The sequence below is a fragment of the Streptomyces sp. SID8352 genome (assembly GCF_009862265.1).
In the GTDB taxonomy this organism is placed as follows: domain Bacteria; phylum Actinomycetota; class Actinomycetes; order Streptomycetales; family Streptomycetaceae; genus Streptomyces.
Genome location: NZ_WWGX01000104.1, coordinates 34,360 through 58,196, shown reverse-complemented (window position 1 = coordinate 58,196; position 23,837 = coordinate 34,360). Strand labels below are relative to the sequence as shown.

16 protein-coding genes and 1 pseudogene are annotated in these 23,837 nt (G+C 76.4%); 10 read left to right on the top strand and 7 right to left on the bottom strand.

The window, feature by feature from the left end; genetic code table 11:
- Positions 1-66 precede the first annotated feature (66 nt).
- Together GTY84_RS30220 and rsgA are read right to left on the bottom strand one after the other, a co-directional pair.
- A pseudogene (locus tag GTY84_RS30220) lies at positions 67-465 on the bottom strand (Ada metal-binding domain-containing protein); the annotation flags it as partial.
- A 175-nt stretch (positions 466-640) separates the two neighbouring features.
- Entirely contained in the window at positions 641-1,747 is a 1,107-nt protein-coding gene (gene rsgA, locus GTY84_RS30215) for a ribosome small subunit-dependent GTPase A (protein ID WP_161229590.1), read from the bottom strand.
- Between the two features lie 594 nt (positions 1,748-2,341).
- Between rsgA and GTY84_RS30210 the strand changes: the two genes are divergently transcribed.
- The 3 genes from GTY84_RS30210 (at position 2,342) to dhaL (ending at position 5,663) form a co-directional block, all read left to right on the top strand.
- Positions 2,342-3,013, top strand: a complete 672-nt coding sequence (locus GTY84_RS30210) for a formylglycine-generating enzyme family protein (protein WP_161229589.1) — start codon at positions 2,342-2,344, stop codon at positions 3,011-3,013.
- Between the two features lie 907 nt (positions 3,014-3,920).
- The gene (locus GTY84_RS30205) at positions 3,921-4,919 is read left to right on the top strand and encodes a dihydroxyacetone kinase subunit DhaK (protein ID WP_161229588.1); all 999 of its coding nucleotides are present in this window, start codon (positions 3,921-3,923) and stop codon (positions 4,917-4,919) included.
- 48 nt (positions 4,920-4,967) lie between these two features.
- Entirely contained in the window at positions 4,968-5,663 is a 696-nt protein-coding gene (gene dhaL / locus GTY84_RS30200; RefSeq protein WP_161229801.1) for a dihydroxyacetone kinase subunit DhaL, read from the top strand.
- A gap of 25 nt (positions 5,664-5,688) precedes the next feature.
- Here dhaL and GTY84_RS30195 read toward each other — a convergent pair whose 3' ends face one another.
- A complete protein-coding gene (locus GTY84_RS30195; protein WP_345943570.1) occupies positions 5,689-6,534 on the bottom strand; it encodes an HAD family phosphatase in 846 nt (281 codons plus the stop codon).
- A 1,319-nt stretch (positions 6,535-7,853) separates the two neighbouring features.
- On the opposite strand from GTY84_RS30195, the gene GTY84_RS30190 reads away from it, so the two are divergent.
- From GTY84_RS30190 to GTY84_RS30175, 4 genes are all read left to right on the top strand, one after another.
- Entirely contained in the window at positions 7,854-11,801 is a 3,948-nt protein-coding gene (locus GTY84_RS30190) for a CHAT domain-containing protein (protein ID WP_161229587.1), read from the top strand.
- The gene (locus tag GTY84_RS30185; RefSeq protein WP_161229586.1) at positions 11,798-12,601 is read left to right on the top strand and encodes a hypothetical protein; all 804 of its coding nucleotides are present in this window, start codon (positions 11,798-11,800) and stop codon (positions 12,599-12,601) included. The genes GTY84_RS30190 and GTY84_RS30185 overlap by 4 nt, the downstream gene beginning before the upstream one ends.
- Positions 12,601-13,269, top strand: coding sequence for an RES family NAD+ phosphorylase (locus GTY84_RS30180; protein WP_161229585.1), 669 nt, complete (start codon positions 12,601-12,603; stop codon positions 13,267-13,269). Before GTY84_RS30185 ends, GTY84_RS30180 begins: the two co-directional genes overlap by 1 nt.
- A 93-nt stretch (positions 13,270-13,362) precedes the next feature.
- The gene (locus GTY84_RS30175) at positions 13,363-13,740 is read left to right on the top strand and encodes a nuclear transport factor 2 family protein (RefSeq protein WP_161229584.1); all 378 of its coding nucleotides are present in this window, start codon (positions 13,363-13,365) and stop codon (positions 13,738-13,740) included.
- A gap of 171 nt (positions 13,741-13,911) precedes the next feature.
- Here the strand turns inward: GTY84_RS30175 and GTY84_RS30170 are convergent, their stop codons facing one another.
- The 3 genes from GTY84_RS30170 to GTY84_RS30160 are packed head-to-tail and all read right to left on the bottom strand — an operon-like array spanning position 13,912 to position 16,971.
- Positions 13,912-15,513 (bottom strand): hypothetical protein, encoded by a 1,602-nt coding sequence (locus tag GTY84_RS30170; protein WP_161229583.1) that lies wholly within the window; start codon positions 15,511-15,513, stop codon positions 13,912-13,914.
- Positions 15,491-16,249 carry a hypothetical protein gene (locus GTY84_RS30165; RefSeq protein WP_161229582.1) on the bottom strand — a complete coding sequence of 253 codons (759 nt, stop codon included), beginning with the start codon at positions 16,247-16,249 and terminating at the stop codon, positions 15,491-15,493. Before GTY84_RS30165 ends, GTY84_RS30170 begins: the two co-directional genes overlap by 23 nt.
- Before the next feature lie 35 nt (positions 16,250-16,284).
- On the bottom strand, positions 16,285-16,971 hold the full coding sequence (locus tag GTY84_RS30160) for a hypothetical protein (RefSeq protein ID WP_161229581.1): 687 nt from the start codon (positions 16,969-16,971) through the stop codon (positions 16,285-16,287).
- 242 nt (positions 16,972-17,213) lie between these two features.
- Between GTY84_RS30160 and GTY84_RS34345 the strand changes: the two genes are divergently transcribed.
- On the top strand, positions 17,214-18,149 hold the full coding sequence (locus GTY84_RS34345) for a 4Fe-4S cluster-binding domain-containing protein (RefSeq protein WP_237532799.1): 936 nt from the start codon (positions 17,214-17,216) through the stop codon (positions 18,147-18,149).
- On the opposite strand, the gene GTY84_RS30145 is transcribed toward GTY84_RS34345, so the two are convergent.
- A complete protein-coding gene (locus GTY84_RS30145; RefSeq protein WP_161229580.1) occupies positions 18,124-19,266 on the bottom strand; it encodes an Appr-1-p processing protein in 1,143 nt (380 codons plus the stop codon). The genes GTY84_RS34345 and GTY84_RS30145 overlap by 26 nt on opposite strands.
- Positions 19,267-19,454: 188 nt before the next feature.
- Here GTY84_RS30145 and GTY84_RS30140 point away from each other — a divergent pair, with 188 nt between their 5' ends.
- Together GTY84_RS30140 and GTY84_RS30135 are read left to right on the top strand one after the other, a co-directional pair.
- On the top strand, positions 19,455-21,734 hold the full coding sequence (locus GTY84_RS30140) for a protein kinase (RefSeq protein WP_161229579.1): 2,280 nt from the start codon (positions 19,455-19,457) through the stop codon (positions 21,732-21,734).
- Positions 21,735-22,121: 387 nt separating this feature from the next.
- On the top strand, positions 22,122-23,810 hold the full coding sequence (locus tag GTY84_RS30135) for a hypothetical protein (protein ID WP_161229578.1): 1,689 nt from the start codon (positions 22,122-22,124) through the stop codon (positions 23,808-23,810).
- Positions 23,811-23,837 lie beyond the last annotated feature (27 nt).

Genomic DNA, 23,837 nt, shown 5'->3' with positions numbered 1-23,837 from the left:
GCCAGTCGTCGGACACCGTCTCGTCGGGGGTGCCGCGTCGGGGTCGCCGAAGACGAGGGCGACGTGGCCCGCGCCGGGTTCGGCGGTGAGCCGGCGGCGGACCCGGCGGGCGCTGTGTCCGAGCCGTCCGGCGAGTCCGGCGACGCCCTGGCGGTCGACGACCCCGTCGCCGATCAGCCGCACGGCCCGTCCGACGGCGTCGGCGCGGACGTTCCACTCGGCGAAGCCGGGCACCGCGTCGGGACGCCAGCGGCGACGGGCGCGGAAGCCCGAGCGCTGCGCGGCGGCGGCGGTCGGGAAGAACCGCACGTTGCGGCGGTGCGGGGGGACCGCGGGGCAGCCGGGGCGGCAGTAGACGCCGGTGGTCCCGACGGCGAAGACGAACGCGCCGTCGAGGCCTGCGTCGCGACTGCGCACGGCCTCGTGGCGGATGCCCTCGGGGTCCTTCGGCGTTCGTTCCTCCACATGCCCAGTCTGGGGCACGGGGGGTGCGGGGGTCGACGGATTCCGGACACCGCGTCCCGGGCCCGAGCGGGCGGTGTCCGGCGGTGGCGAGCGCCCGCCGCCCGGTCCATGACCGGGCGGCGGGCGACGGGCCGGGCGGGCGAGGGGCACCCGCTGACGCCGGGGAACCGGGGCGTCAGCGGGGGCGCGCGCCCCGCTTGATCTCCATCGCGGCCCTCCCCTCCGCGCCCCGCCGCTTCCACTCCCTGCGCAGTTCGGCGCGGACCCGGGCGTCGGTCCTGGCGACGATCCGCTGGTTCTCGCGGACCAGCTTGCGGTAGCTGTCCAGCCGGCGGTACGGCAGCCCGCCCTCGTCGAGGGCGGCGAGCACCGCGCAGCCGGGCTCGCTCTCGTGGGCGCAGTCGTGGAACCGGCAGTCCCGTGCCAGTTCCTCGATCTCGGAGAAGACCTGCCCGACCCCCTCGCCCGCGTCCCACAGTCCGACGCCGCGCAGCCCCGGGGTGTCGATCAGGGCGCCCCCACCGGGCAGGGTGAGCAGGTTGCGGGTGGTCGTGGTGTGCCGTCCCTTGCCGTCGACGTCGCGGATGGCCCGGACCTCCATCACGTCCCGGCCGACGAGCGCGTTGGCGAGGGTGGACTTGCCCGCGCCGGACGGTCCGAGCAGCACGGCGGTCGCGCCGCCGATGACCGCGGTGAGGGTGTCGATCCCCTCCCCCCGCTCCGCGCTGACGGCCAGCACGGGTACGCCGGGCGCGCTCGTCTCCACGTCCTGGACGGCATGGGCGAGGGTGACGGGGTCGGGCACGAGGTCGGCCTTGGTGAGGACGACGACGGGCCGCGCCCCGGACTCCCAGGCGAGCGCGAGGAACCGTTCGACCCTGGCGAGGTCGAGCTCGGCGGAGAGCGGTACGGCGACGACGGCGTGGTCGACGTTGGCCGCGAGGATCTGCGCCTCGGACCGCTTGGACGAGGTGGACCGCACGAAGGCGGTGCGGCGCGGCAACAGGGCCCGCACATAGAGGGGGTCGGCGCCCTCGGGGTCGACGGCGGCCCAGTCCCCGGTGCACACGACCTTCATGGGGTCGCGGGGGACGACGAACTCGGTGTCGGCGCGGAGGGTGCCAAAGGGGGTGACGACATCGCACAGCCCCCGGTCGACCCGGACGACCCGGCCCGGGACCAGGCCCTGGGCGGCGTACGGGGCGAAGGCGGCCTCCCAGCCCGCGTCCCAGCCGTACTGGGTGAGCGGGTGCGAGGAGGACGGAAGAGAGGAGTGGTTCAAGGGAAACCCTTCGAAGGGCGGCCCCGGCAACGCGCGTTCACCGACGCGCGGAGAAGGAGTGAGGTCAGCCGGAGGCCACGGAGGTGAACGGTACGGACAGCTGGAAGCGGGCAGGACCCGTCACGGAGACAGCCATCGGTCACACCTCCCAAATCCTCGACTCGAACGGACGGCGCTCACCGAGCGCTTCACCAACACGGCACAGCCTAGGGCCCCCCGCGGCCCCGCGCCACCACATTTCCCCGGGCCCGCCGGCTGTCCGGATCGGCGCGGTGGGCGCCCCGTCCCCTCACGGCCACGGTCCGCGATCGGCCGTCGGCCGACACCGGTCCGCCCACGGCATCGGCGCCGCTCGACCCCGCCCGACCCGAGGCGACGCCTCAGGCCGGGGCGCCGCCCTCGCACCGGGCCGCACCCGGGTTCCGCCCCGGGTCAACACGCCTCGTGTCCCCGCGACGGCGCGCGGTACCGAAGAATGTGCCAACTCCACTCGGAGGAGCCGCTGTTGGGCGGAGGTGGCGGCCTGATCGCCCCCGCCGGCGGGATCCCGTTCCGGACTCCTCACCGGAGGCGTGACCATAGGATGCCGTGATCATGGACGGTATCGCGGGGAACGAGATGGTCGCCATCCCGTCGGGACGTGTGACGCTCACCGACCGGCGGTCGAACCGGAGTTGGTCGATCGGGCTCGCGCCCTACCGGCTCGCGGCCCACCCGGTCACCCAGGGGCTGTACGCGCGGGTCACGGGAGAACGGCCGAGTGCCGCCCAGGGGGAACGCTTCCCCGTCGAGTCCGTCTCCTGGTGGGACGCGGTGCGGTTCTGCAACGCCCTGTCCCGGCAGGAGGGGTTCACACCGGCCTATCGCCTCCGCGCCGACGGCGACGGGGCCGAATGGGACGGGTCCGCCGACGGGTACCGGCTGCCGACGGAGGCCGAGTGGGAGCACGCCTGCCGCGCGGGCACGACCGGGCCGCACTACGCGCCGCTCGACGAGATCGCCTGGTACCGCGGCAACTCACGGGAGAGCATCCACCCCGTGGGCGGCAAGCGGCCCAACCCGTGGGGCCTCCACGACATGATCGGCAACGTCTGGGACTGGTGCTGGGACGTCTACGACGCCGAGGTCTACGGTTCCTACCGGGTACTCCGGGGCGGCGGCTGGTTCGACGAACACTGGAGCTGCCGGGCCTCGGCGCGACGCCGAAGCCATCCGACGTTCCAGGTCGACGACGTGGGCTTCCGCCTCGCCCGCTCCTACGGGTGACGGGTCGCCCCGACGCGTTTCCCGCACGGGGGCGGCCCGGCGAACACGCTTCACCCGCGACCCGGTTGGCCACGTCCCGCCCCGCCCCGCCGTACTCTGCCACCGGGCTCATGGACCTCAGGACCGGGATGCCCGGCATGCACGAAGGGCCGGACTCAAGCAAAGCGGGTAAGATTCGCCCTCCACCAGATCAAAACCCCAGCTCACGCCCTGTAGTCCCCGCGCACGCGGGGGTGGTCCCGTCTCCCCGGTGAGCGGCGAAGCACCGCGCCAGTAGTCCCCGCGCACGCGGGGGTGGTTCCTCGGCGATGCGGGCGGTGGCCGTCTCGTACTCGTAATCCCCGCGCACGCGGGGGTGGTCCCGGACGATAGTGATGGCGCCGTACACCGACCCGGTAGTCCCCGCGCACGCGGGGCCCGGAGAGGACTCGGCGAGCCCGGCCCTCCGGACGTAGCACCCGCGCAGGCGGAACCGCCCCGCAGGCCACCAAGGAGAGCCTCCGGGCCAAGTCGCCCCCACGCGCAGGACGGGCTCCCCTGTTCGCATAGCGGTGCGCGCGGGGATCGCGTACCCCCGCACGCGGGGCTCAGGCTCCCTCAAGGGCCCCGCCGGCCCCGGGTGACCCCGACGGGGGCCTCCGGCCTGGCCGTGTCCCCCGAATCCCCGGGCGACGGGGCTCCGAGCCCCCGCCCCCCATATTCGTACTGACGTTCCAAACGGGGTGGTGAACGCGCCCGCGCGCGCCCCCGGGCGGCTCCGTCGTGCGCGTGGCGCACCACCATCCGCCGCCGTCCATGACTTGCCGCCCCACCGGTGTGGCCGCAGCATGGACTTCATTCCGGCGAGAGACGGCCGGTGGCGAGCGTCCCACCCACTCGGCGGCCTTCGACCACGGAGGACCCGGACATGGCCCGGTATTTCGAGAACAGCAGTGACGCACTGGTGTCCGACGCCCTTGAGGGCTTCGCTCTCGTCCATGACGACCTGATCACGTTCGATCCGCGGCACGGTTACCTCCTCGCCCGCGACACGGCGCCCACCCGGCGGGTCGCGCTCGTCTCCGGCGGTGGCGCCGGGCACGAGCCCATGCACACCGGCTACGTGGGGCGCGGCATGCTCGACGCCGCCTGTCCCGGCCGGGTGTTCGCCTCACCGCACAACCGGCAGGTCTACGAGGGCTCCCGGGCGGCGGCCCGACCGGGTGGCGTGCTGCACATCGTGAAGAACTACACCGGCGACCGCATCAACTTCGGCATCGCAGCGGAACGCCTGGCCCGCGACGGCATCCCCTGCGCCCGCGTCCTGGTCAACGACGACCTGGCCTCGGACGCGGACGGCATCGCGGCCGGCCGGCGCGGCACGGGCGGCACCGTCCTGATCGAGAAGCTGCTCGGCGCCGCCGCCGACGCCGGACTCGGCCTGGACGAACTGCGGGAACTGGGCGAACGCCTCTCCGCCCGCTGCCGTACCCTCGCCGTGGCCTCCGCCGCCCACACCGCCCCCACCCTGGGCGAACCCGCCTTCCGGCTCGGCGCCGACGAGATCGAGTACGGCGTCGGCATCCACGGCGAACGCGCCCGCGCGACCGCGCGGCAGGGCCCCCTCGACGCGCTGGTCGACCGCATGTCCACCGAACTGGTCGCCGCGCTCGAACCGGAGCCCGGCAGCACCCTCCTCACCCTCGTCAACGGACTCGGCGCCGTGACGCCGCTGGAGCTGTACGCCATCCACCGCGAGCTCCACCGGGCGCTCGGCCGACACGGCCTCTCCCCCGCCCGCACCCTCGTCGGCGACTACGTGACCGCTCTCGACATGCGCGGCTTCTCCCTCACCCTGCTCGTCGTCGACCCGTCGGACCTCCCCTACTACGACGCGCCCGTGCACACCGCCGCGCTGCGCTGGTGAGCCGCCCCCCGACAGCGGGGCGGCCCCGGCCACCGACCTCCGGGAGCCCTGATGACCAGCACACTCCCCGACGCCTTCTCCGGCGAACTGTGGATACGCCGCTTCGCCGACTCGGCCCGCGCAACCGAACCGCAGCTCACCTCACTGGACCAGCAGGTCGGTGACGGCGACTTCGGCACCAATCTGGTCCTCGGCACCTCGGCGGCCCTCGCCCGCCTGGGCGCCCTCACCGAACCGGACGACTCCGCCGCCCTGGACGCCGCCGCCACGGCCTTCCTCGACGAGGTCGGCGGCACCAGCGGCCCCCTGTTCGGGCTACTGCTCCAGTCGCTGGCCACCGCGGTGGCACCCTCCGGCGCGACCGCCACGGCGCTCGCCGTCGGGGTCACCGACGGACTGGCCGCCATACGGCGGGTCGGGGACGCCTCCCCGGGTGACAAGACCCTGGTAGACGCCCTCGCCCCGGCCGCCGAAGCGCTCCGCACCGCCTCCGGCACCTCCGGGACCGGCCCGGCCCTGGCCGACGCGGCCCGCGCGGCCTGGCGGGGCGTGCGCGAGACGGCACGGCTGCGGGCGAGCATGGGCCGCTCCAGCTACCTGGGGGAACGCGCCGAGGGCATCCCCGACCCCGGCGCGGTCGGTGTCGCGCTGCTCTTCGCCTCCGCCTCGGACGTGGTCCGGGACATAGAGCCCCACCTGGACGGCGACCGCCCCGGGGAGAGCCCCGTCCAGGCCGCGCGGTGAGCGTACGGCGCCGGCCCCCGCGCGGCTACGGAGCCGGGGGCGGAACCCGGTCCCTGACCCACGTCAGGAGCTGCTCGGCGTGCAGCGCGGTCACCCAGAGATCGGCCCGCCCGGCGTCGTTCTCGTCGGCGAGCGGGCCGACGCCGAGCACCCTGAGCCCGGCCCGCCGCGCCGACTCCACTCCGGTGAGGGAGTCCTCGACGGCGAGCGCCGCCTCGGGGCGCACCCCGCAGAGCCGGGCCGCCGTCGCGTAGACGTCCGGCCACGGTTTGGGCCGGACGGGGCCCGCGCCGTCCTCCTCCCCCGGGCTTCCGCCCGCGCCGCCGCCGGGCGCCCCGTCGGCGGCGTCGGGGCCCTCGGGCCTCCCGTCGGCACCCTCGGCGGTCCCGGGGCCCCCCACCTCGTCCGGGCTCCCGGCGGCCTCCCCGGGGACCTCGGAGGGCACCACGACGTGTTCGAAATGGCCGCGCAGCCCGGCCCTGCCGAGGCTCTCCTCGACCACCACCAGCGGACAGTTGCTGGCCACCGCGAGCGGCAGACGGCCGGAGAGGGCACGGACGAACTCCACCGCGCCCGGCATGGTCAGCGGCTCCTCGGCGACGAGCGCCAGGAAGTGGCGCAGCAGCGCCTCCGCGAGGTCGGGGGCCAGATCGGGCTTGTTCGTCTCCTGCGCCATCATGCGCCCGCAGTCGAGGTAGTGGACGCCCTTGGCCCGGTCGGCGAACCCCCGGGGCGGCCGGAGGCCGAACTCGCGGAACGCCCGGTTGCGCGCGTCCTGCCAGTGCCGCTCGCTGTCCATCAGGGTGCCGTCGCAGTCGAAGACGACGGCCTCGGGCGACCAGTCGAGAAGTGGGTGTGCCGTTGCGGACACGGTGACCTCCTGGGGGAACGGGCGGTCGCGCCCATGGCGGGACCGCGGTTCGAGGGGCTGCGGCTGCTCGTGCCGGACACGCCGGGACCGTCACCGTCCCCGCCGGCACCCGATAGGCACAACTGCCTTCATTCCGGGCTTTAGCCGCAAATGGAATGCGCTGCGCCAGCCACGGTATTTCCGTTGCGCAGCGTGAGGCAATCACTACTTAGAGCGCTCGACCGGAGGAAGGGGCGGGTGTATGGGGATGCCGCGACCGCACGGACACGTGTCAACTGATGCCCAGTCAGAGGCACGCCCCAGTAGACAAGTTGGGGCATATTCACCAGGCACGCCACACGGTCCCGTGCGCGGGGCGTGTCCGGCGGCCGGACGGGGGGACGCCCCCGAATGGAGCCCACGGCCACCCGGACGCGCCCGCACTCGAAAGGAATGCGCAATTGCGACACGCCGGGGCGGGGACGGCGGCGGGCACCGGCGGGCGGCCGATGGCCGACGGGGGGTGGCGGACACGGGGTGGCGGAGCGCGATGGGCGAGCGGGGGGTGGCGGAATGCGGGGTGGCGGTGGCGGGCGGCGGTGACGGGCGGCGAGCGGCGGATGGCGGTTGGCGGACAGCGGGGGAGGGGCGGGGGACGCGTCGCGCCCCTCCGGCCGGACCGATGCCGCCTCCGGGCCCCGACTGGCGGGCGGGGGATCAGGGCGGGGCGTCACACCCGCCCTGATCCCCCACCACCCGGCCCCCGCCCGGCCCCCGGCCGGACCGCCCGCTCCCCCGCCCGGCGTCGGGGCGACCCGCCGCCGCGAGTCACCGTCCACCCGGCCGCCCGTCGACCCCGCCGCCCCCCACCCGGCCACCCGGCGGCCCGGCCCTCCGGGCATCCCGCGCGCCACCCCGCACGGGACCACGACACCCCTCACCCACCGGATCGGGCCGCCCGCCCGGCCACCGCACCGCGGACGACAACGGCGAGGCACCGCCTCCGCACCGCGCCCCGCCCCTCCGGCCCAAGGGGCGGCCGTGGAGCCCCGGAGCCGGCCCGGGAAGGGGCGGAACCGGGGAACCAGGCGAGCCCCCACGCCCCGCCGGGCGAGGCCCCCACCGCCACCGCCACCGCCACCGCCACCGCCACCGCCACCGGAGAAGGCTCGGCACGACCGGTGAACGCCCGGTCCGGGCGGTGAACCGGTCGCGTTCCGTCCGGGAACCGGGCGTACTCCGGTCGCGTCCCGTCCCCGGGGTGCCGACTCGCGTCAACCGGCCCTGTCCCGTGGCGGAAAGGGGCATCATGACGGCGGGGCACTCGGGAGGGGATGCGGATGACGGACACCTCGCGGAACTCGCCGCCGGATCGGGCCCGTGCCGTTCTCGACCGGATCGCGGACTGCACCGTTCCGCCCGGTTCGGCACAGTACACCGGGCCGCGCGGCGCCGAGTTGGACGAACTGGTCGGGGAACTCGGCTCCCTGGCCGACGGGTTCGCCGGTGACGAGGCGCAGGCGTCCCTCCGGGAACTGCTGAAGGCCCGGCTCGGGGTGCTGCTGGGCATCCGGTACGTCCTCAACCCGGACGGCAAGGAGCCCTACGGCGGCGGCGAGCACGAGGACCCCGATCTCGGCCGGGCGCGCGAACTCCTCGACCGCGCCCGGCAGTCGGAGCTGCTCGGCCGCGAGGACCGGGCCACCGCGCGCCGCAACCTCCTCAGGCTGCTGGCCTCACGGCTGGTGTGGCTCCAGGAGCGGATGCGGACGCTGGGCGTGGCGGACGCGCAAGGGGTGCGGCTGCGCGACGTCGAGTGGGCCGGCGAGGTCGGCAGGCCCAGGGACCAGGGCGGCACGGGAATCGTGGAGGACACCGTCTTCCTGGTGCGTCTGCTCCAGGAAGACCCCGAGGGCGAACTGACCACCGCCAACCGGGAGATGCTGGACCTCTTCGCCGCCACCATGCACGCGGCCGAACGCAACGACATGCGGACCCTGCTGACCCTGGCGCAGCGCGTCCTGCGGAACAACCCCGACGCCCCCTCCCTGCTGGGCCATCTGATCGGCTCCGTCGCCCCCGCGCTGGCCTCGTCGCTTCCCGGCGGCGTCCTCCCCTCCGGCCCGGAGGACGGGGACGGCACGACCGACGGCACCGACGGCACCGACGGCACCGGCCCGAACGCCACGGCCACCGGAACCGGGGCCGGAACCGGGGCCGCAACCGGCGCCGGTCTGGACGCCCTCTGGGAACTCCTCGCCTTCACCGAGGCGATGACCCCCGGCACCCTCGAACCCGGCGAGGTCCCCCGCCTCATCAGCACCCTGACCGGCCGCCCCGACCCGGCCGCCCCGGACCTCGCCTCCCCGGAACCGCCCCCGCTGTCCGGCCGCATGACCGCCGCCCTGACCCATCTGAACCAGGCCACCCGCACCGGCGACCTGACGGGCATGAACAGCGCCCTGGCGCTCCTCCACGAGGCCTTCGGTGCCGGGGAGTTCGACCAGCGGCAGTCGGCCGAGTGGCTGCTGCCCGTGGTGGCGGGCACCCTCATCGCCGCGTCCATGACCGGGGGCAGCCTCCAGGACGTGGAACTCGCCGAGTCCGTCCTGGGCGACCTCGACCGGGCCCTCCTCTCCGACGGCTCCCCGGACAAGGTCTCGCTCCAGGTCAACACCCATGTCGTGCGGCTGCTGATCGCCCTCCAGCGGGCCATGGACGACCAGGACCCGGACGGCATCGAGTCCGTCCTGCTGGACCTCCACGACCTGGACGACGCGGTCCCCGACGGCGGGCCCTGGCTGCGGGTCCTGATCTCGTACGCGCTGGGCACCGCCTCGCTGGCCCTGGCTCTGCACACCCAGGCGCTGCTGGACCTGCGCACCGCCATGCACCACTTCGAGCAGGTCCTCGACACCGACGTGGAGATCCCCGCCCTGCAGACCATGATGGACGCGTCCTGGGCGCCGTTGCTGTCGATGATCGCCCTGGTGGAGCAGGACCCGGACCGCATCACGGCCGGCATCGCGCGCAGCCGGACCGCCCTCGAACGGCCGGGCGCCACCTTCGACTTCGAGGCGCGGGTGCGCCTCGGCATCGCCCACGCGCTGGACACCCTGCACGGGCTGACCGGCGACCCCGAGGCGCTGGACCAGGCCGTCGAGGAACTGGTGCGGGCGCGGTCCGCGCTGCCCGCCGACTCCCCCGGTGAGGCGTCCGTGCACGCCACCCTGGCCCGGCGGCTGGCCGCGCGCGCCGCGACCGCGCCGGGCACCCCGGCGGGCGCGGCCGACCTGCGGGACGCGGTGGCCGCCGCCCGGGACGCGCTGCGCGCCACGACGGACGACGTGCTGCTCCAGTCGGGCGTCCGGCACGGGCTGCGGATGGCCCGGCAGGAGGCGGACCTGGGCTGTACGGCCGCCCTGTGGGCGCTGGAGGCCGGTGACGCCGGGGAGGCGGTCGGCTGTGTGGAGGCCGGGCGCTCCCTGGTGCTGCGGGCGGCGGCGGTGTCCGTCGGGGTGGCGGAGCGGCTGGAGGCGCTGGACGCGCACGACCTGGCGGAGCGGTGGCGTGCCGCCACCCGCTCCACCGCCGGGCGCGCAGGCCCCGGGCACCGCTCCCCCGCCGGGCGGACGGCCCCCGACGGCCCCGACGGGGCGGGCGGGCCGCGCGCCTCCGCGCTGGCCGAGCTGCTCTCCGACGCCTCCGGGGGCGGTCCCGCCCTGCCGGGCGACGTACGGCGGCGGTCGCTGGCGCTGCTGCGCGGCCGGGAGCGCCCGGCCGACGAACCCGCGGAGCGCACCGTGTCGGCGCTGCGCGCCGGGCTGGTCCGGTCCCGGGCGGACGCGCTGATCCATCTGGTGCCGGGGTCCGGCACCCGGGACGGCGCGCTGCTGCTCGTCACCCCCGAGGGGCCAGTGCGGGCCCTGGTCTCGCCGTCGCTCTCCGCGGCGGGCCGGGGTCCGGTCGCGGAGTACCTGGCGGCGGGCGCGGCCTGGCAGCGGCTGGAGGCCGCGGGCGCCGGGGTGTCCGACCGGGAGCGGCACGGCGCCGAGCGCGCCTGGTCCGAAGCGCTCGACGCGCTGTGCGACTGGGCGGGCGGGGTCCTCGCCCCCGCGCTCGGCGAACTGGGCTTGTGGGGCAGGGCGTTGTGCGAGTCCGGGCTCCGCGCCTGCCCCGGTGGTCCCGACCGTCCGGCCGGCGGGACCGGCCGTCCCGCCGACGGGGAACCGGACGCCGGTTCCGCCGGGGCGCCCCTCCCCCCTGGTGCGCGGCCCTCCCCCGGCATCCGCCCCGCCCCGCACCCCGGCACCGGGCCCGCCGCCCGCCACGAGGCCCTCGCTCCCCCCGCTCACGGCGGGTCCGGCTGCGCGCCCGTACGGCTCGTCCTCGTGCCCTGCGGCGAGCTGGGCGTCGTCCCCTGGCAGGCCGCCGAGGTCGGGCCGCTGGTGCCGTCCGGCGGGTCCGCGCCCGTACGGCTCTGCGAGGTGGCCGTCGTCACGCACGCGGCGTCGGGGCGGGAGTTCCTCCGGGCCGCGGCGCGGCGGCGGATGCCCCCTGCCGGGCGGCCGGTCCTCGTCTTCCACGGGTACGACCTCACCTGGGCGGAGGAGGAGGTCGAGATCCTGCGGGACACGCACTACCCGCACGCCGAGGTGCTCACCGAGGACGAGGGGACGCCGCCCACCCCGGAGGCGGTGCTGGCCCTGCTCGACCGCGGGGGCGGACCCGCGGCCTCCCTGGTGCACCTGGCCTGCCACGGCCTGGCCGGGCCCGACCCGGCCGCCTCCGCGCTGCGGCTGGCCGCCCCCGGGCCGGACGGGGCGGACGGTGCCGATCTGACGCTCAGCGCGCTGCTGGACCGTCCGGCGGCCGAGGCGGACCGCGCCGCCGGGCCGCTGGTGGTGTGCAGCGCGTGCGAGACCGACCTCACCACCCGCGACCACGACGAGGCGCTCACCGTCGCCTCGGTCCTGGTCCACCGGCTGGCCGCGGACGCCATCGGATCCCGCTGGCGGGTACCGGACCGGGGCTCGGAGATCCTGATGCTGGTGCTGCACGACCGGCTCGCCGCCGGGCTCGCCCCGCCGGACGCGCTGCGGGCCGCGCAGCGCTGGATGCTCGCGCCCCCGGAGCGGCGGGGACCGGTGGCCGGGCTGCGGGCCCTGTCCGGCCGCCCGCCCGCCCGGCACTTCCGGGACCGGCCCGAGGCCTGGGCCGCCTTCGTCCACCAGGGCAATCCGGCCCCCGCCGGACCGCTTCCCACCGCATTGGAGGCAACCCCGTGAACCCCGCCGATCTGATCACCTCCCTGAGGGAGAACGCCGAGTTGCTGCGCGGCGAACTCGACGACGGCACCCGGGAGGAGGTCGTCTCGGTCCTGCGCCTGCTGCACGGCGAGGCCGCCGCCGGCCGGGCCCAGGGCGTCGCCCGAGCCCTGCGCCGGCTGACCCGGGCGCTGTCCGTACTGCCCCCCGGGCACCCCGTCTGCGCCCACCTGGGCACCCGGCGGTACGCGATCGGGGGGCCGACGCTGCCGTCGGCCGAGGAGATGGCCCGGACGGCTGGGGTCACGGAGCTGATCGACATACTCCGCGAACCCCCGCCGGAGCCGGGCGAGTTGCGGCGGCGGGCCCGGGAACGGCTGCTCGCCGTGCCGTCCCTGTCCGGGGAGGAGCACGACCGCCTCCTCGGCCGCGCCCCCGACGGCGGCACACCGGCCGACGGGACGGCGCCCGGCGACGGCGCCACCGACGCGCCCTCCCCCGGCCGCGCCACGCCTCCCGGCCCCGCCGTCCCCGCCGACGGCCCCGCGCCCGGCGCCCCGCCACCCGGCGTGCTGCGCCTCAACGCCCCGGGTGGCGGACCCCGTTACCCCCGCTTCCAGTTCCGTCCCGGCACCGCCGAGCCGCTCCCCGTCGTCCGGCGCATCAACGAACTGCTCCGCGCCGACCGCGACCCGTGGGGCGCCGCCGACTGGTGGCTGGGCGGCAACGCCTGGCTGGCCGGGGTCCCGGCGGACCTCCTCGGGAGGCTGCCGGACGACGAACTGGTGCGCGCCGCGGCGGAACTGGTGGAGGCGGGCTGATGGGCGGCTACGTTCCTCCCCAGGGCGCTCCCATGGAGCCGCTGTTCACCGGCCTGCCCTCCGGGTCGCTGCTCTGGCGGTGCCATGTGGACCAGTACGCCGTGGGCGAGTTCAACCCCGTCCCGGCGCACGAGTTCTTCAAGGGCAGCCGCTTCGACTCCACGGAGAAGGACCCGTACCCGTACCTGTACGCGGCCCTGGACCCGGTGACCGCCCTCGCCGAGGTGCTGCTGCGGTCGGTCGAGTACGGCACCCGGCCGGGTGGTGGCGGACCGGTGATCGTGCGCCAGATCCCGTGGGCGCAGGCGTCCCGCTACGTCCTCTCGGCGGTGCGCACGGTCGAGGAGGTGCGGCTGGTGGACCTCACCACCGCCGAGGGGCTCGCCGCGGTGTGGCAGGACGACTGGCTGGTCACCAGCATGGACTACGCGCAGACCCGCTACTGGGTCCGGCTGATACGGGAACACAGTCCGTCGGCGCAGGGACTGTGCTGGGGGTCGAAGCGCTGCCTGCCGCGCAGGGCGCTCCAGTTGTTCGGGGACCGCGCCGGAGGGGTTTTGGACCCCCGGCCGCAGGAGTGCCACCGGCTGGACTCGGCCGCCGGTCTGCGGGAGGTCAACCGGCTGCTGGCGCCGCTGCACGCGGTGGTCTCCGAGCCCGGGGACTGAACCGCCGCCCGCCCCCCGTGCCGCGTCCGTCGGCGCCCGGGGCGGGGCGGTCCACCGGGCGCGGCCCGCGCGGCGGCTGGTACTACTGGGTGCATGCAGGAAGAGATCGCACGCTCCGCCGTCGACACGTTCGTCTCGGCGTTCAACGCCTCGGACGACGGCTACGTCCCCTCGCTGCTCGCGCAGGCGCTGACCTCGGACGTGGTCCTCTGGGGGCCACTGGGCCGCAGTGAGGGGATCGAGGCGGTGGAACGGTTCGTGGTGGACCTCCGGCACCATCCGGCGGGCGCCGGGACGATGGTGCGCTGCTCGGCGGTGGACGTTCCGGGCGAGTGGGCGCGCTACCAGTGGGCGTTCACCACCCCGGACGGCGGTCCGCGCCTGACCGGAACGGATGTCGTGCATCTGCGGCGGAACCTCATCGACCAGATCATCGTCTTCGCGGACGGGATCGGACTGTCGGGCACCTGAGCCGCCGGACCCCGTCCCCTCCGGCCCCGGAGCCCGCGGCCACGCCGTCGGCCGTCCCGTGTCCCCCCGGCACGCGGCCCGGCGCGCGGTCTCCGTCCGGAGTCCCGCCGCGTGTCCGCGCGGCGGGGCGCCCGGGCCCGGCACCGCCGACGCGGTGCCGGGCGGCGGGGCCTATCCGTTCCGCCCCCGGGCCGGGAGCAGCGGCCACCGGTCGGTCAGCTTCATGGCCGCCTCGGTCATGGCCGGGTCCCTCGACTCCTCGGCCAGACTGTTGAGATAGGCCGCCGCGGCCTCGTCGTACAGGGCCTGGACGGCGCGCACGCGCTCCTCCGTGGCGTGTCGGCGGTCCTCGCGCCGCGCGTCGGCGGTGCTGCGCACGGCACGTGCCCGTTCGGTCGCGGCGATGCTCAGGGTCCGCCGCCGGACGAGGCGTTCCCGCCGCTCCACGGCCGTCCGGTAGGAGTCGAGGTAGGGGTGCTCCCGGAACAGGCCGAGCAGGAAGCCGATCCCGCCGGAGAGGATCAGCAGGGCGCAGAACATCGCGGTGACCGTGTGCGCCGTCAGGTCCAGCCGGTCCAGGAGGGTGGTGGCCGGGCCGGAGTCCGCTCCGGCGAAGCCGTCGCCGCCGCCCTCGGAGACCTCCTCGCCCTGGGTGACGAACTTGGTGCGCAGGACGCCGAACAGGACCGTCAGCGCCACCCAGACCCCGAGCAGGGTGAGGGCGGGCAGCCAGGCGAGCCGGATGGCGCCGGTCCCGGCCCGCCAGCGCAGCAGCCGTCCGGCGAGGTGGGGCAGGAACACCATGACGACGGCGGCGGCCCCGGCCAGGGTGATGGTCTGGGCGTCGGCGCTCATGGTGCCGACCCCGTGGAAGGGCTGGAACGCGGCCCAGTAGATGGGCGCCTCGACCAGGATGAGCACCGCCAGCATGGCCCAGGACATCCAGGAGGGGATGCCCGGCCGTTTGGTCAGTCCCTCCCAGGCACCGCTGCCGGAGGGCGGGTCCTGCCCGGCCGCGGTGTGCGGGTCGGTACCGGGGGCGGCCGGCCCGGCGCCGGTCCCGTCGGCGGAGCGGGGGGCCTCGCCGGTGCGGGGCACCGTCTGGAGGCCGTCGGCCTCCTCCTCGTCGGGGACGGTGCGCGGCACCTGGGCGGGGACGGCGGGTGGTCCGCCGCCGGGTCCGGCGTCGCCGCGCGCCCCGGCCGGTCCCGTGGCCGGTCCCGTGGCCGCGGGGAAGGTCAGCCGCGCCCACTGGGACTCCAGCCGGACGCGGATCACGTCCCGGAAGCGGTTCCAGCGGTTGGTGCGGCGGGCGAGGAGGTCCAGTTGCCGCCGGGCGGTGAGGATCTGCCCGTCCGTCTCCCGCAGCCGCTCGTCCAGGACGGCGGTCTCGGCCTCGTGCGTGGTGATCTCCACCCCCGCCCGGTCGTCGGCGAGCCGCTCCCGGGCCTCGGTCTGGAGGGCCCCGGCGTTGATGCCCCCGACGACGCTGTCGCGTTCGGCGGCGAGCTGGGCGAGGTAGGGCGGGCGGTCCCCGTTCTGGAGCGTCCAGGGGTCGAAGGCGCGCCGTTTGGCGGCCCGCTTGCCCGTCCGGCGCGCGGTCCTGATCAGTCGGCCCCGGTTCCGGTCCGCCGTCGCCGGTGCGGGCGGGGCGGCGGCGGGCGGGGCGGCGGGGCGCGGAGCCCCCTGGCCCCGGTCGCCGCGCCGGGGGGACGGCAGGTTCAGCCGGTTCCGCCGCTGGCGGCGGGGCTCATTCGTACCGGTTGTCGACATCGGCCTTGGCCCTCCCTTCGAGCGCGTCGGTCCAGAACGCCTTGAAGTCCCGGTAGGCGCTGGGCCGGTCGCCGTACTTCATGCCGAAGCCGACGGTGTAGACGGTCATGCCCTTGACGGCGGGCAGTCCGCGGCCCTCCACCAGGGAGTCGATGGCCTTCTTCCGCGTGGCCTCGCCGGTCAGGTCCGTCCGGCCGAGCCGGAACTCGGGGTCGGACTGGTCGAAGTCGCTGATGACCAGGAGCTTGGCGGCGGGGCCGCCGGAGGGCATGGCGGAGCCGATGCGGTCCAGGGCGCCCCACACGTCGGAGCCGGGGCGTTCCTTGCGGGCGCACCGCAGCTCCTTCATCGCCTCCTCGGAGGCCCGCAGCCGGGCCTTGCGCCGCTGGGCCTCCTGGTCCGTGGTCGCGTCGTGCGCGGGGTCCAGGTCGATCCGGCCCACCTTGCAGGAGGAGATCTGGGACGTGTAGGTGATGGGCGCGAAGTCGACGGTGGAGCACTCCTGTTCCTTGAGGAACGGCAGCAGTTCGCTCTTGAGCTTGGCCTCGGCGTTGAAGCCGTCCTTCGTCGCGTCACCCGATCCCGAGCCGTCGATGACGACTCCGCACGGGGTGTCGAACGCCTTGGGCTGTTCGGAGCAGGCGGCCAGTCCGGCGAGCACGGCGGCCGTGGATATGAGGGCGAGCAGCCGCCCCGCGCGTGGGCCGCGGGGGCCGGGAATTGCCGAGGTGCGCACAGTGACCTTCCTTGGGTGCACGGAATGGGGGGAGTTCATCCCCGGCCGCCCGTCGTCCGTCCCGCGCCGCCGCGGGTGTGCTGGCTGTCGAGGATGGCGAGGGCCTGGGCGACGGCCGCCGGGTCCGGTTCACCGGCCGGTCCGCGGCCCCCGTACCAGCGGTCGGAGAGCAGGCCGTCGTCGACGCGGTGCCAGGTGGTGTCGAGCCGGGTGCGGCCCGGCAGCCAGCCCGTGGGGCGCCGGTCGGGCAGCTCGTGGGAGCGCCGGGCCTCGGCCCAGACGGCATCCCAGTAGCAGGTGAGCAGGTGGTTGGCGGCGTCGATGACGCCCTGGGCGCGGGAGCGGCAGACGGCGGCCGCGTTGCGCCAGTCGGCGACCGTCCCGGCGTAGCGGGCGAGTGCGGCCGGGGCCGGCTCCCCGCGCACGGTGTACTGGGTGACGACCCGTACGGATTCGGCGTGGATGCGGACGGTCAGCGCGCGGTTGCCGTGCAGCATCCGGGCGCGCAGCCGCGTGGTGTCGTGCTCGGCGCGGGCCCGTACCCCCAGCACGTACGGGGGCAGCCCGGCCGTGCCGGAGGGGTCCCCCGCGTCCGGGGCCTCGCCCAGTACGTCGAGGAGCCCGGCGGCGTCCCGTCTGCCGTGGGCGCGGGCCAGTTGCGTGGAGACGAAGCCGGTCCGTAATCGGCGGACGGCACCGCCCGTACGGCTTGAGGTGATCATCGGAGTCAACCCCCATTCCACCGCGCTGCTCCGCGTGTATCACGGCGCGGTGACGGAGAGAGTAGCGGAAAGGGAAGGCCGCGGAGTGGGTGAATCGGGAGGGGATTTCCTTCTTCCGAAGGGCCTCCGGAAGACAACCGGATTCCGCCCGGTATCCGCCCGGGAATTGCGTCCGAAGCGATTGCGGGCGGCATCCGCGGGCCGACATACTCCCCGTCAGCACCGAACGGGGGGGAGCCGTCATGGAGGTCCGGATCAGCGGGACGCACTACCCGTTGGAGACGCTCGGGCCGGGCCCGCGCCTCGGTGTCTGGTTCCAGGGCTGCACGCTGGCCTGCCCGGGGTGCATGTCCCGTCACACCTGGGACGGGCGGGGCGGCGGAGCCCGGTCCGTCGCCGATGTGCTGGAGCTGTGGAGCGCCGCGCTGGCGGCGGGCGCGCTGGGGCTGACGGTCAGCGGCGGTGAGCCGCTCCAGCAGCCCGAGGCGCTCGCGGCCCTGCTCTCCGGGGCGGCCGGGCTGCGCGACGCGTGGGCACACGGGGCGGGCGGCGCGGGGGATGCCGAACCCCGGGCCGCCCCCCGCGAGGGCGCGTGGGCGGCGGGCCGGGCGACGGAGCCGGGCCGCGTGGGCGATCCGGTCCCGGCCCGGGTGCCGGGGCCGGGGCCCACGACGGCACCGACCCGGTTATCCGCGTCCGCGTCCGCGCCAACCCCCTCACCGGAGGCGGCCGGGACACCGGACAAAGGCGGGACACCGGCGGGGGACGAACCGTCGCGGGCGGTCTCCGGGCCGGGCGGTTCCGGCTCCCGGGCGGACCTGCTGGTGTACACGGGTTACGAACCGCATGAACTGACGGAGCGTCAATTGACGGCCCTGGAGCACGCCGACGCCCTAGTGACCGGACGGTTCCGGGTGGCGGAGCCGACACCGCTGGCCTGGCGGGGCTCCGCCAACCAGCGGCTCCGGCCGCTGACCCCGCTGGGCGCCGTCCGCTACGCCCCCCATCTGCGCCGGGCGGCGACGGGCCGCCGGTTGCAGCCGGTGACGGTGCCGGGGCCCGGCGGGAGGACCGCGCTGCGGCTGTACGGGGTGCCGCTGCGGGGAGAACTGGTCGCCACGGAGCGGGCGTTGCGCGGGGCGGGGGTGTCACTCAGGGATGCGAGTTGGCGGCCCTGACGGCGTCGGTGTGCTGCGGCCGGGTCGTCACGATGATCACCGACCAGGTGGTGTCCTCGCGCAGCTCCCGCCGGACGGCCCACAGCAGCCAGCGGGCCGCGGTCACGACGGGCAGCCCGCCCCGGCCGGCGCCCAGCAGGGGGAAGCAGAGGGTGGTCATGGGCAGGGACAGCGCGGCCCGTTCGGACCGGGCCAGGGCGAAGGACGCCTGGACGGCCTCGGCCAGTACGGCGGGCGCGACGTGGTAGCGGTCGCCGTCTCCCACGGGGGTGGAGACGGCGGCGTGGTGGATGCGCCGCACGCCGTGCGCGCCGAGGGCGCCCGGGGAGGTGGGGACGACCGTCCCGGGGCGCACCGGCAGCCCGGGGCGGCCGTGGGCGCGCAGCCAGGTGCGCAGTTCGCGGGGCAGGACGTCGTCGACGATCTCCCCGGCGGCGTTGCGCACGGCCGCCGAGCGGCGCAGCGCGGCCGAGACGGTGGGCCGGAAGATCTTGGACATCTCCAGGTAGACGTTCTCCGGGGAGACCAGGATGTCGGCGTCCCGGACGAGTTCGATGGGGCAGGTGCGCACGCTGATGCGGGCGGCCACGTGCGGGGGGACCGGGGGCCCGGAGGGCGGATCGGGCGGCGGGGCGCCGGAGTCCGTCACGGGCGGGCGCCGTCCGTCGGGCGCCGGTTCACCGGTGCCGTCCGGGTCGGCCGCCTCCCGGGCCACGGCGAGGGCGGCGGAGGCCAGTTCGGCGAAGATCTCGCTCTCGTGGCTGCGGCGGAACCGTTCGGTGCTCACCCCGTAGACGGCGGCGGCGGCCTTCCTCCGGTCGGCGGCGGGCACCCCCCGGCGGTCCGTGAAGAGGCCGAAGGTGTGGGCGGCGGCGCGGGCCAGCGGATCGCCGTCCCGCTCGTCGCGGAGCGGTCCGCCGCCCGCGAGGCGGCGCACTGCGGCGGCCAGCAGCCTTTCGACGCCCTCCAGTTCGTCGTCCTCCCCGGCGCACAGTCCGGCCGCCTCGGCGGTCCGGCGCAGCGCGTCCCGGGTGCAGTGGCGCAGCCGGGGCAGGCCCGGCCGCCGGAGTCCGCGCAGTTCCTCGACGAGTTCGGTGTGCGGGGGCAGGGAGCGCATGGGCAGCATGGTAATGCGGGGCACCTGCGGGGAGAGCCGTCCGGGAATCGCTCCGGCGGGGTGTCGGCGGCTCCCTGCGGAGTTCTCCGGAACTCCCCATGTCCCGGGAATGCCTTGGGTATTGTCGGGCTCCCTCTTTCCCCCTCGACGCCCCCGTCCCGTAAGTCCGCTCCACGGAAGGCCGGACGATGACGGATTTCATCTCCCCCTCGGACGGCGGTTTCACCGACGCGCGGACGGTCGAGACCCGCCCGGTGCTCGACGACGTGCCGCCCGCGCTGGCGGACCGGTTCGTACTGGTGAGGGTGGTCCGGGCGGCCGAGCGGCCGGGCCGGGCCGCGGTGCTGCGGGTGCGGCGGGCGGAGCCGGGGGCGTCGGAGGTGCCGCTGGTGCTGAAGTACTACCACCGGCTGCACGCACCGGACCCTGCGGTGGCGCCGGTGCTGGAGGTGGCCGGGACCGGGAGCGGGCACCTGGAGCGGCTGCTGGAGTCGGGGCTCGCCGACGGTCACCCCTATCAGGTGTTCCGTTCCCACGGCGAGACGGACCTGCGGGCCCATCTGGACGCGAATCCGGGCCGGATGCCGGCGGCGGCGGTGCGCGAGGTGGCGCGGCAGTTGCACGAGGCGGTGTCGGTGCTGCACCGGCACGAGCTGGTGCACCGGGACATCACCCCGGACAACGTGATGGTCGAGAGCCTGCGCGGGGACGAACTGCGGCTGGTCCTGGTCGACTTCGGCGCCGCCCAGTACCGTCCGGACGAGGACGACGGCCCGGTGCGGCCCTGGCGGGGCAAGCCCCGCTATCTTGCGCCCGAGGCCGGTCCGCTGCTCCAGACCGTGTCCCCGGAGGCCGACTGGTGGTCGGTGGGCATGATCCTGGCCGAACTGGCCCTGGGCGAGCACCCGGTGGACTTCTTCAGCGACGCCGCCGTGCTCGCGGAGATCGCCACCCACGACCCGGACGTGAGCGGTGTCCGGGACAGCCGGCTGCGGCGGCTCTGCGAGGGGCTGCTGACCCGCCGCCCGGAGGAGCGCTGGGGGGCCGGGGAGGTCGGCGCGTGGCTGGAGGGGCGGTCCCCGGAGGTCGGCCGCCGGCTGATGGGCGGGCGGGCGCCGGAGGAGCCTGCGGGGATCACCCCGTTCAGCTTCCTCGACGAGCGGTTCACCGAGCCGGAGCACCTGGCCCAGGCCCTGGACCACTACCCGGTGAAGGCGGCCCGGCTGCTGGCGGACGCCGGGGGCCGGGCCGGACTGTCCGAGTGGCTGGGCCAGTTCGGGGCGGCGGGCCGGCACAGCGCCGGAGAGCTGGAGGAACTCGCGGAGCTGCGCGCGGGCCTTGCGGAGGTTCCGGACCCGGCGGCCGTGGTCCGGCTGATCACCTGGCTCGGCCCCTACCGGGACGCGTCGCTGTGGCGGATACCGCTGAGTCCGGAGGGCGTCCGGGAGCTGGGCGCGGCGGTGCGGCGCGGCGATGTGGAGGCGTCCCGTCTCGTGGAGCACCTGTGGCGGACGCCCGCGATCCTGACCGAGCTGGCCCGGCGTCCGCGCGGCGAGGGCCTGGACGAGGTGCGCGAGCGCTGGACGGCGCTCTGCTCGCGCTGGACGCATCTGGTCGACGAGGTGCGCCGCTCCCCGGGCATCGCCCGCCTCGACCGGGTGCGCAGGGCGCTGCGGACGACCACGGCCGTGCGGGCGCGGCTGCTGGTGCTGGCCCGCGAACCGGATCGGGCGGCGCGGGCGCTGGCCGCGGAGACCGGGCGGACGGCCGCCGCGCTGGCCGCCCCCGTGCCCTGGTTCGAGCGGCTGCTGCTGGCCGGGCGGGACGACCCGCTGCGCCTGCTGGTGGCGTCGCTGCTGGTCGAACAGGCGGTCACGGAGGCCGACGCGCGGCACCGCAGGGCGACGGAGGAGGAGATCGAGCGGTTGATGGACGAGGACACGGACGGAGTGATCGCGGTGCTGCGGCGGATGGACCTGCCGCCCACCCTCTCCTGGGCCCTGGTCGGGGCCACCGTGGTCATCGCGCCCTGGTGCTTCGTCATCGCCCTGGCCGATGTGCTGGACCGGGCCTCTCAGGAGTCCGTGGTCGCCGCCTGGATGCAGATCACCCCGGCCGCGGCGGCGGTGTTCGCGGCGGAGCTGCTGACCGCCGTGTACATCGGCCCCCCGGCCTACCATCCGCGCCGGTCGCTGGCCGGGCTGCTGATCCGCTCCTCCGAGCGGCCCGCCCGGCTGACGCTGTCGCGGCGGCTCACCCTGCTGCTGGGCGCGGCCGTGCTGGTGGGGCTGGTGCTGCTGGGGTTCGTGGCGCTGACGTACGCCCCGTGGGTGTGGCCGCTGGCCGGGATGGCGGCGGTGACCGGCTGGAGCGGGCGCCGCTGCTACGTCTGGCGCCGGGAGCGACGGGCGAGGGCGGCCCGCCTGGCGGGGGTGAGAGCACGACGGATCGCACCCCGGCAGGTCTGAACGGCCGTGAACGGCGACCCGGCCGAGGCGGAGGCGGCCCGGAGGCGGCCCGGCGGAACGGGGCCCGGAGGCAGCCCGGTGGACGGGGCCCGGAGGCGGCCCGGACCCAGTGGACCAGGTGGACCGACGGTGGGGCGGCCGGGAGACCCCGCCGGACCGCGGGACCGGCGCCCACGGACCGGCCCGGCCCACCGGCGCCCGCCGGGAGGCCGGGAGGCGCCCGGGAAGTACCCGGGAGGCCCCGCTCGGCAGCACCGGCAACGGCACCGCGCCGGAGGCACCCGCGAGGGGCCCCGGCGGAAGAACGCCCCGCAAGGGACGCCCGGCAGGAGAACGCCCGGCAGGGGAGGACCCCGGCGGAGGCGGAGAGCACGAGGAGTACGGAACATGAGCGCAGGAATGGCGTTGCCGACCTTCGATCTGGTGATGCCCGCCGTGGGCTACCCGGCGCCGCTGTCGGCGGCCGACGTGTACCAGGCGCCCCACGCCGGGGGCGTCCAGCTCGGCGACGCCCTGGGCCAGGCGTCCTCGCACGTGTCCGACGCCGCCGGCCAGGCGTCCGCCCATCTCTCCGACGCCGCGGGACACGCCCTGCACCAGGCGGGCGACGCCGTGCTCGGCGCCCTCGGCGCCCTCAGCGGAGCCCTGTTCGTGGGCCGGGCCGCGATGCTCACCACCCGGGTGCTGGCCACGGCCGCGGTCCGGGCCGCCGAGGAGCAGCGCTGCCTGGAGCGGCGGGAGGAGGTCTCCGCCGCCGCGGCCGAGCAGTGGCAGGCGGCGGCCTACGCGGTGGCGCGGGCCAACGCCCGGCGCGGGGCGCTGCTCGCCCGGTGCGCCCGGACCGGCGGCACCCTGCCCGGCGGCGGGGGCCCGCCGCGCCCCGACCTGCCCCCTCCGCTGGACCCGGTCGGCCTGGACCTGGCCGGGGCGCGGGCCCGGCTGGCCCGGCTGGAGGCGGCGCTCGCGCGGGCCGAGGAGCGGCAGACCGCCTGGGAGGTGGAGCGGCTGACGTCGGTGCTGGAGGAGTCGGGCGACGACGACGCGGAGTGGCGGCGCCTGCTGGACGGCCACCGGGAGACCATGCTGCGCCGCCACCTGGCGGCCCGTACCGCCGAGGCGGAGCGGGACGGCGCCGGGCCGGAGGAGGTGCCCAGGGCGGCGCCCGGGACGGACGCCGACGCGGAGGCCGTACGGCGGCTGGGTGCCGGCATCCTGGCCGCGCTGGACCCGGGGGCGGCCCACGCCACCGCGGAGCTGGCGGCGGCCTCGGTGAGCCGGGCCGCGCAGCACGCCGGGAGCAACCCCCACCGCTGCCGGCGGCACCTCAACGAGGCGCGCAAGCTCGTACAGGACGCCAACCGGACGGCGCGCGGGCGGCGCGCCGACGAGGAGTGGGCCGCGGCCCAGCTGGAGTTCCTGTCGCTGCGGGCGCCCGAGGGCACGGAGCCGCTGCCCGGGGCGCCGGACGCGGTGGAGCCGCTGGTCCGGGTGCTGGAGCGGGGCGGGCGGCTGGACGCCGGGGAGCGGCGTCTGGTCGAGCGGCGGGTCTCCGAGCGGCTGTCCCTGCTGGAGGCGCTGTACCTCCGGACGCAGTGCGCCCGGGTGATCGCGGAGCTGTCCGAGCGGTACGGCGGCCCGGCCGACGCCACCCGGCCGGAGGGCCAGGAGCTGCGGGTGGACTGGACGCCGGACGGCTGGGGCCCCGGGCACTGGCTGCGGATGAGCGTGACCGGCGGGGCCCTGCGGGTGGCCACCATGTACCGGGGCGGTCCGGGCGAACGCGGCCCCGGGCAGCGGGAGCTGGACGACCTGCGGTGCGCCGAGACCCGGCAGCGGCTCGGTGAGATCACGGCCCTGGCCGCGGAGCTGGGGATCGGCATGGACTTCCGGATCGAACAGGCCGAGGGGGCCCGGCCGGGCCTGCCCGGCGAGGACGGCGCGGTGGTGCTGGACGGGCTGGACCTGGCGGCGGAGCGCGGTACGGACGGCGCGCGCGCCGACGAGGAGCGGCGTTCCCCCCGGCGCGAGCCCGCACCCGCCCCCAGGCACCGCACCGTGGGCGACGACCGCCGCTGAGAGCGCCGCGGGGACCACCGCGCGGGG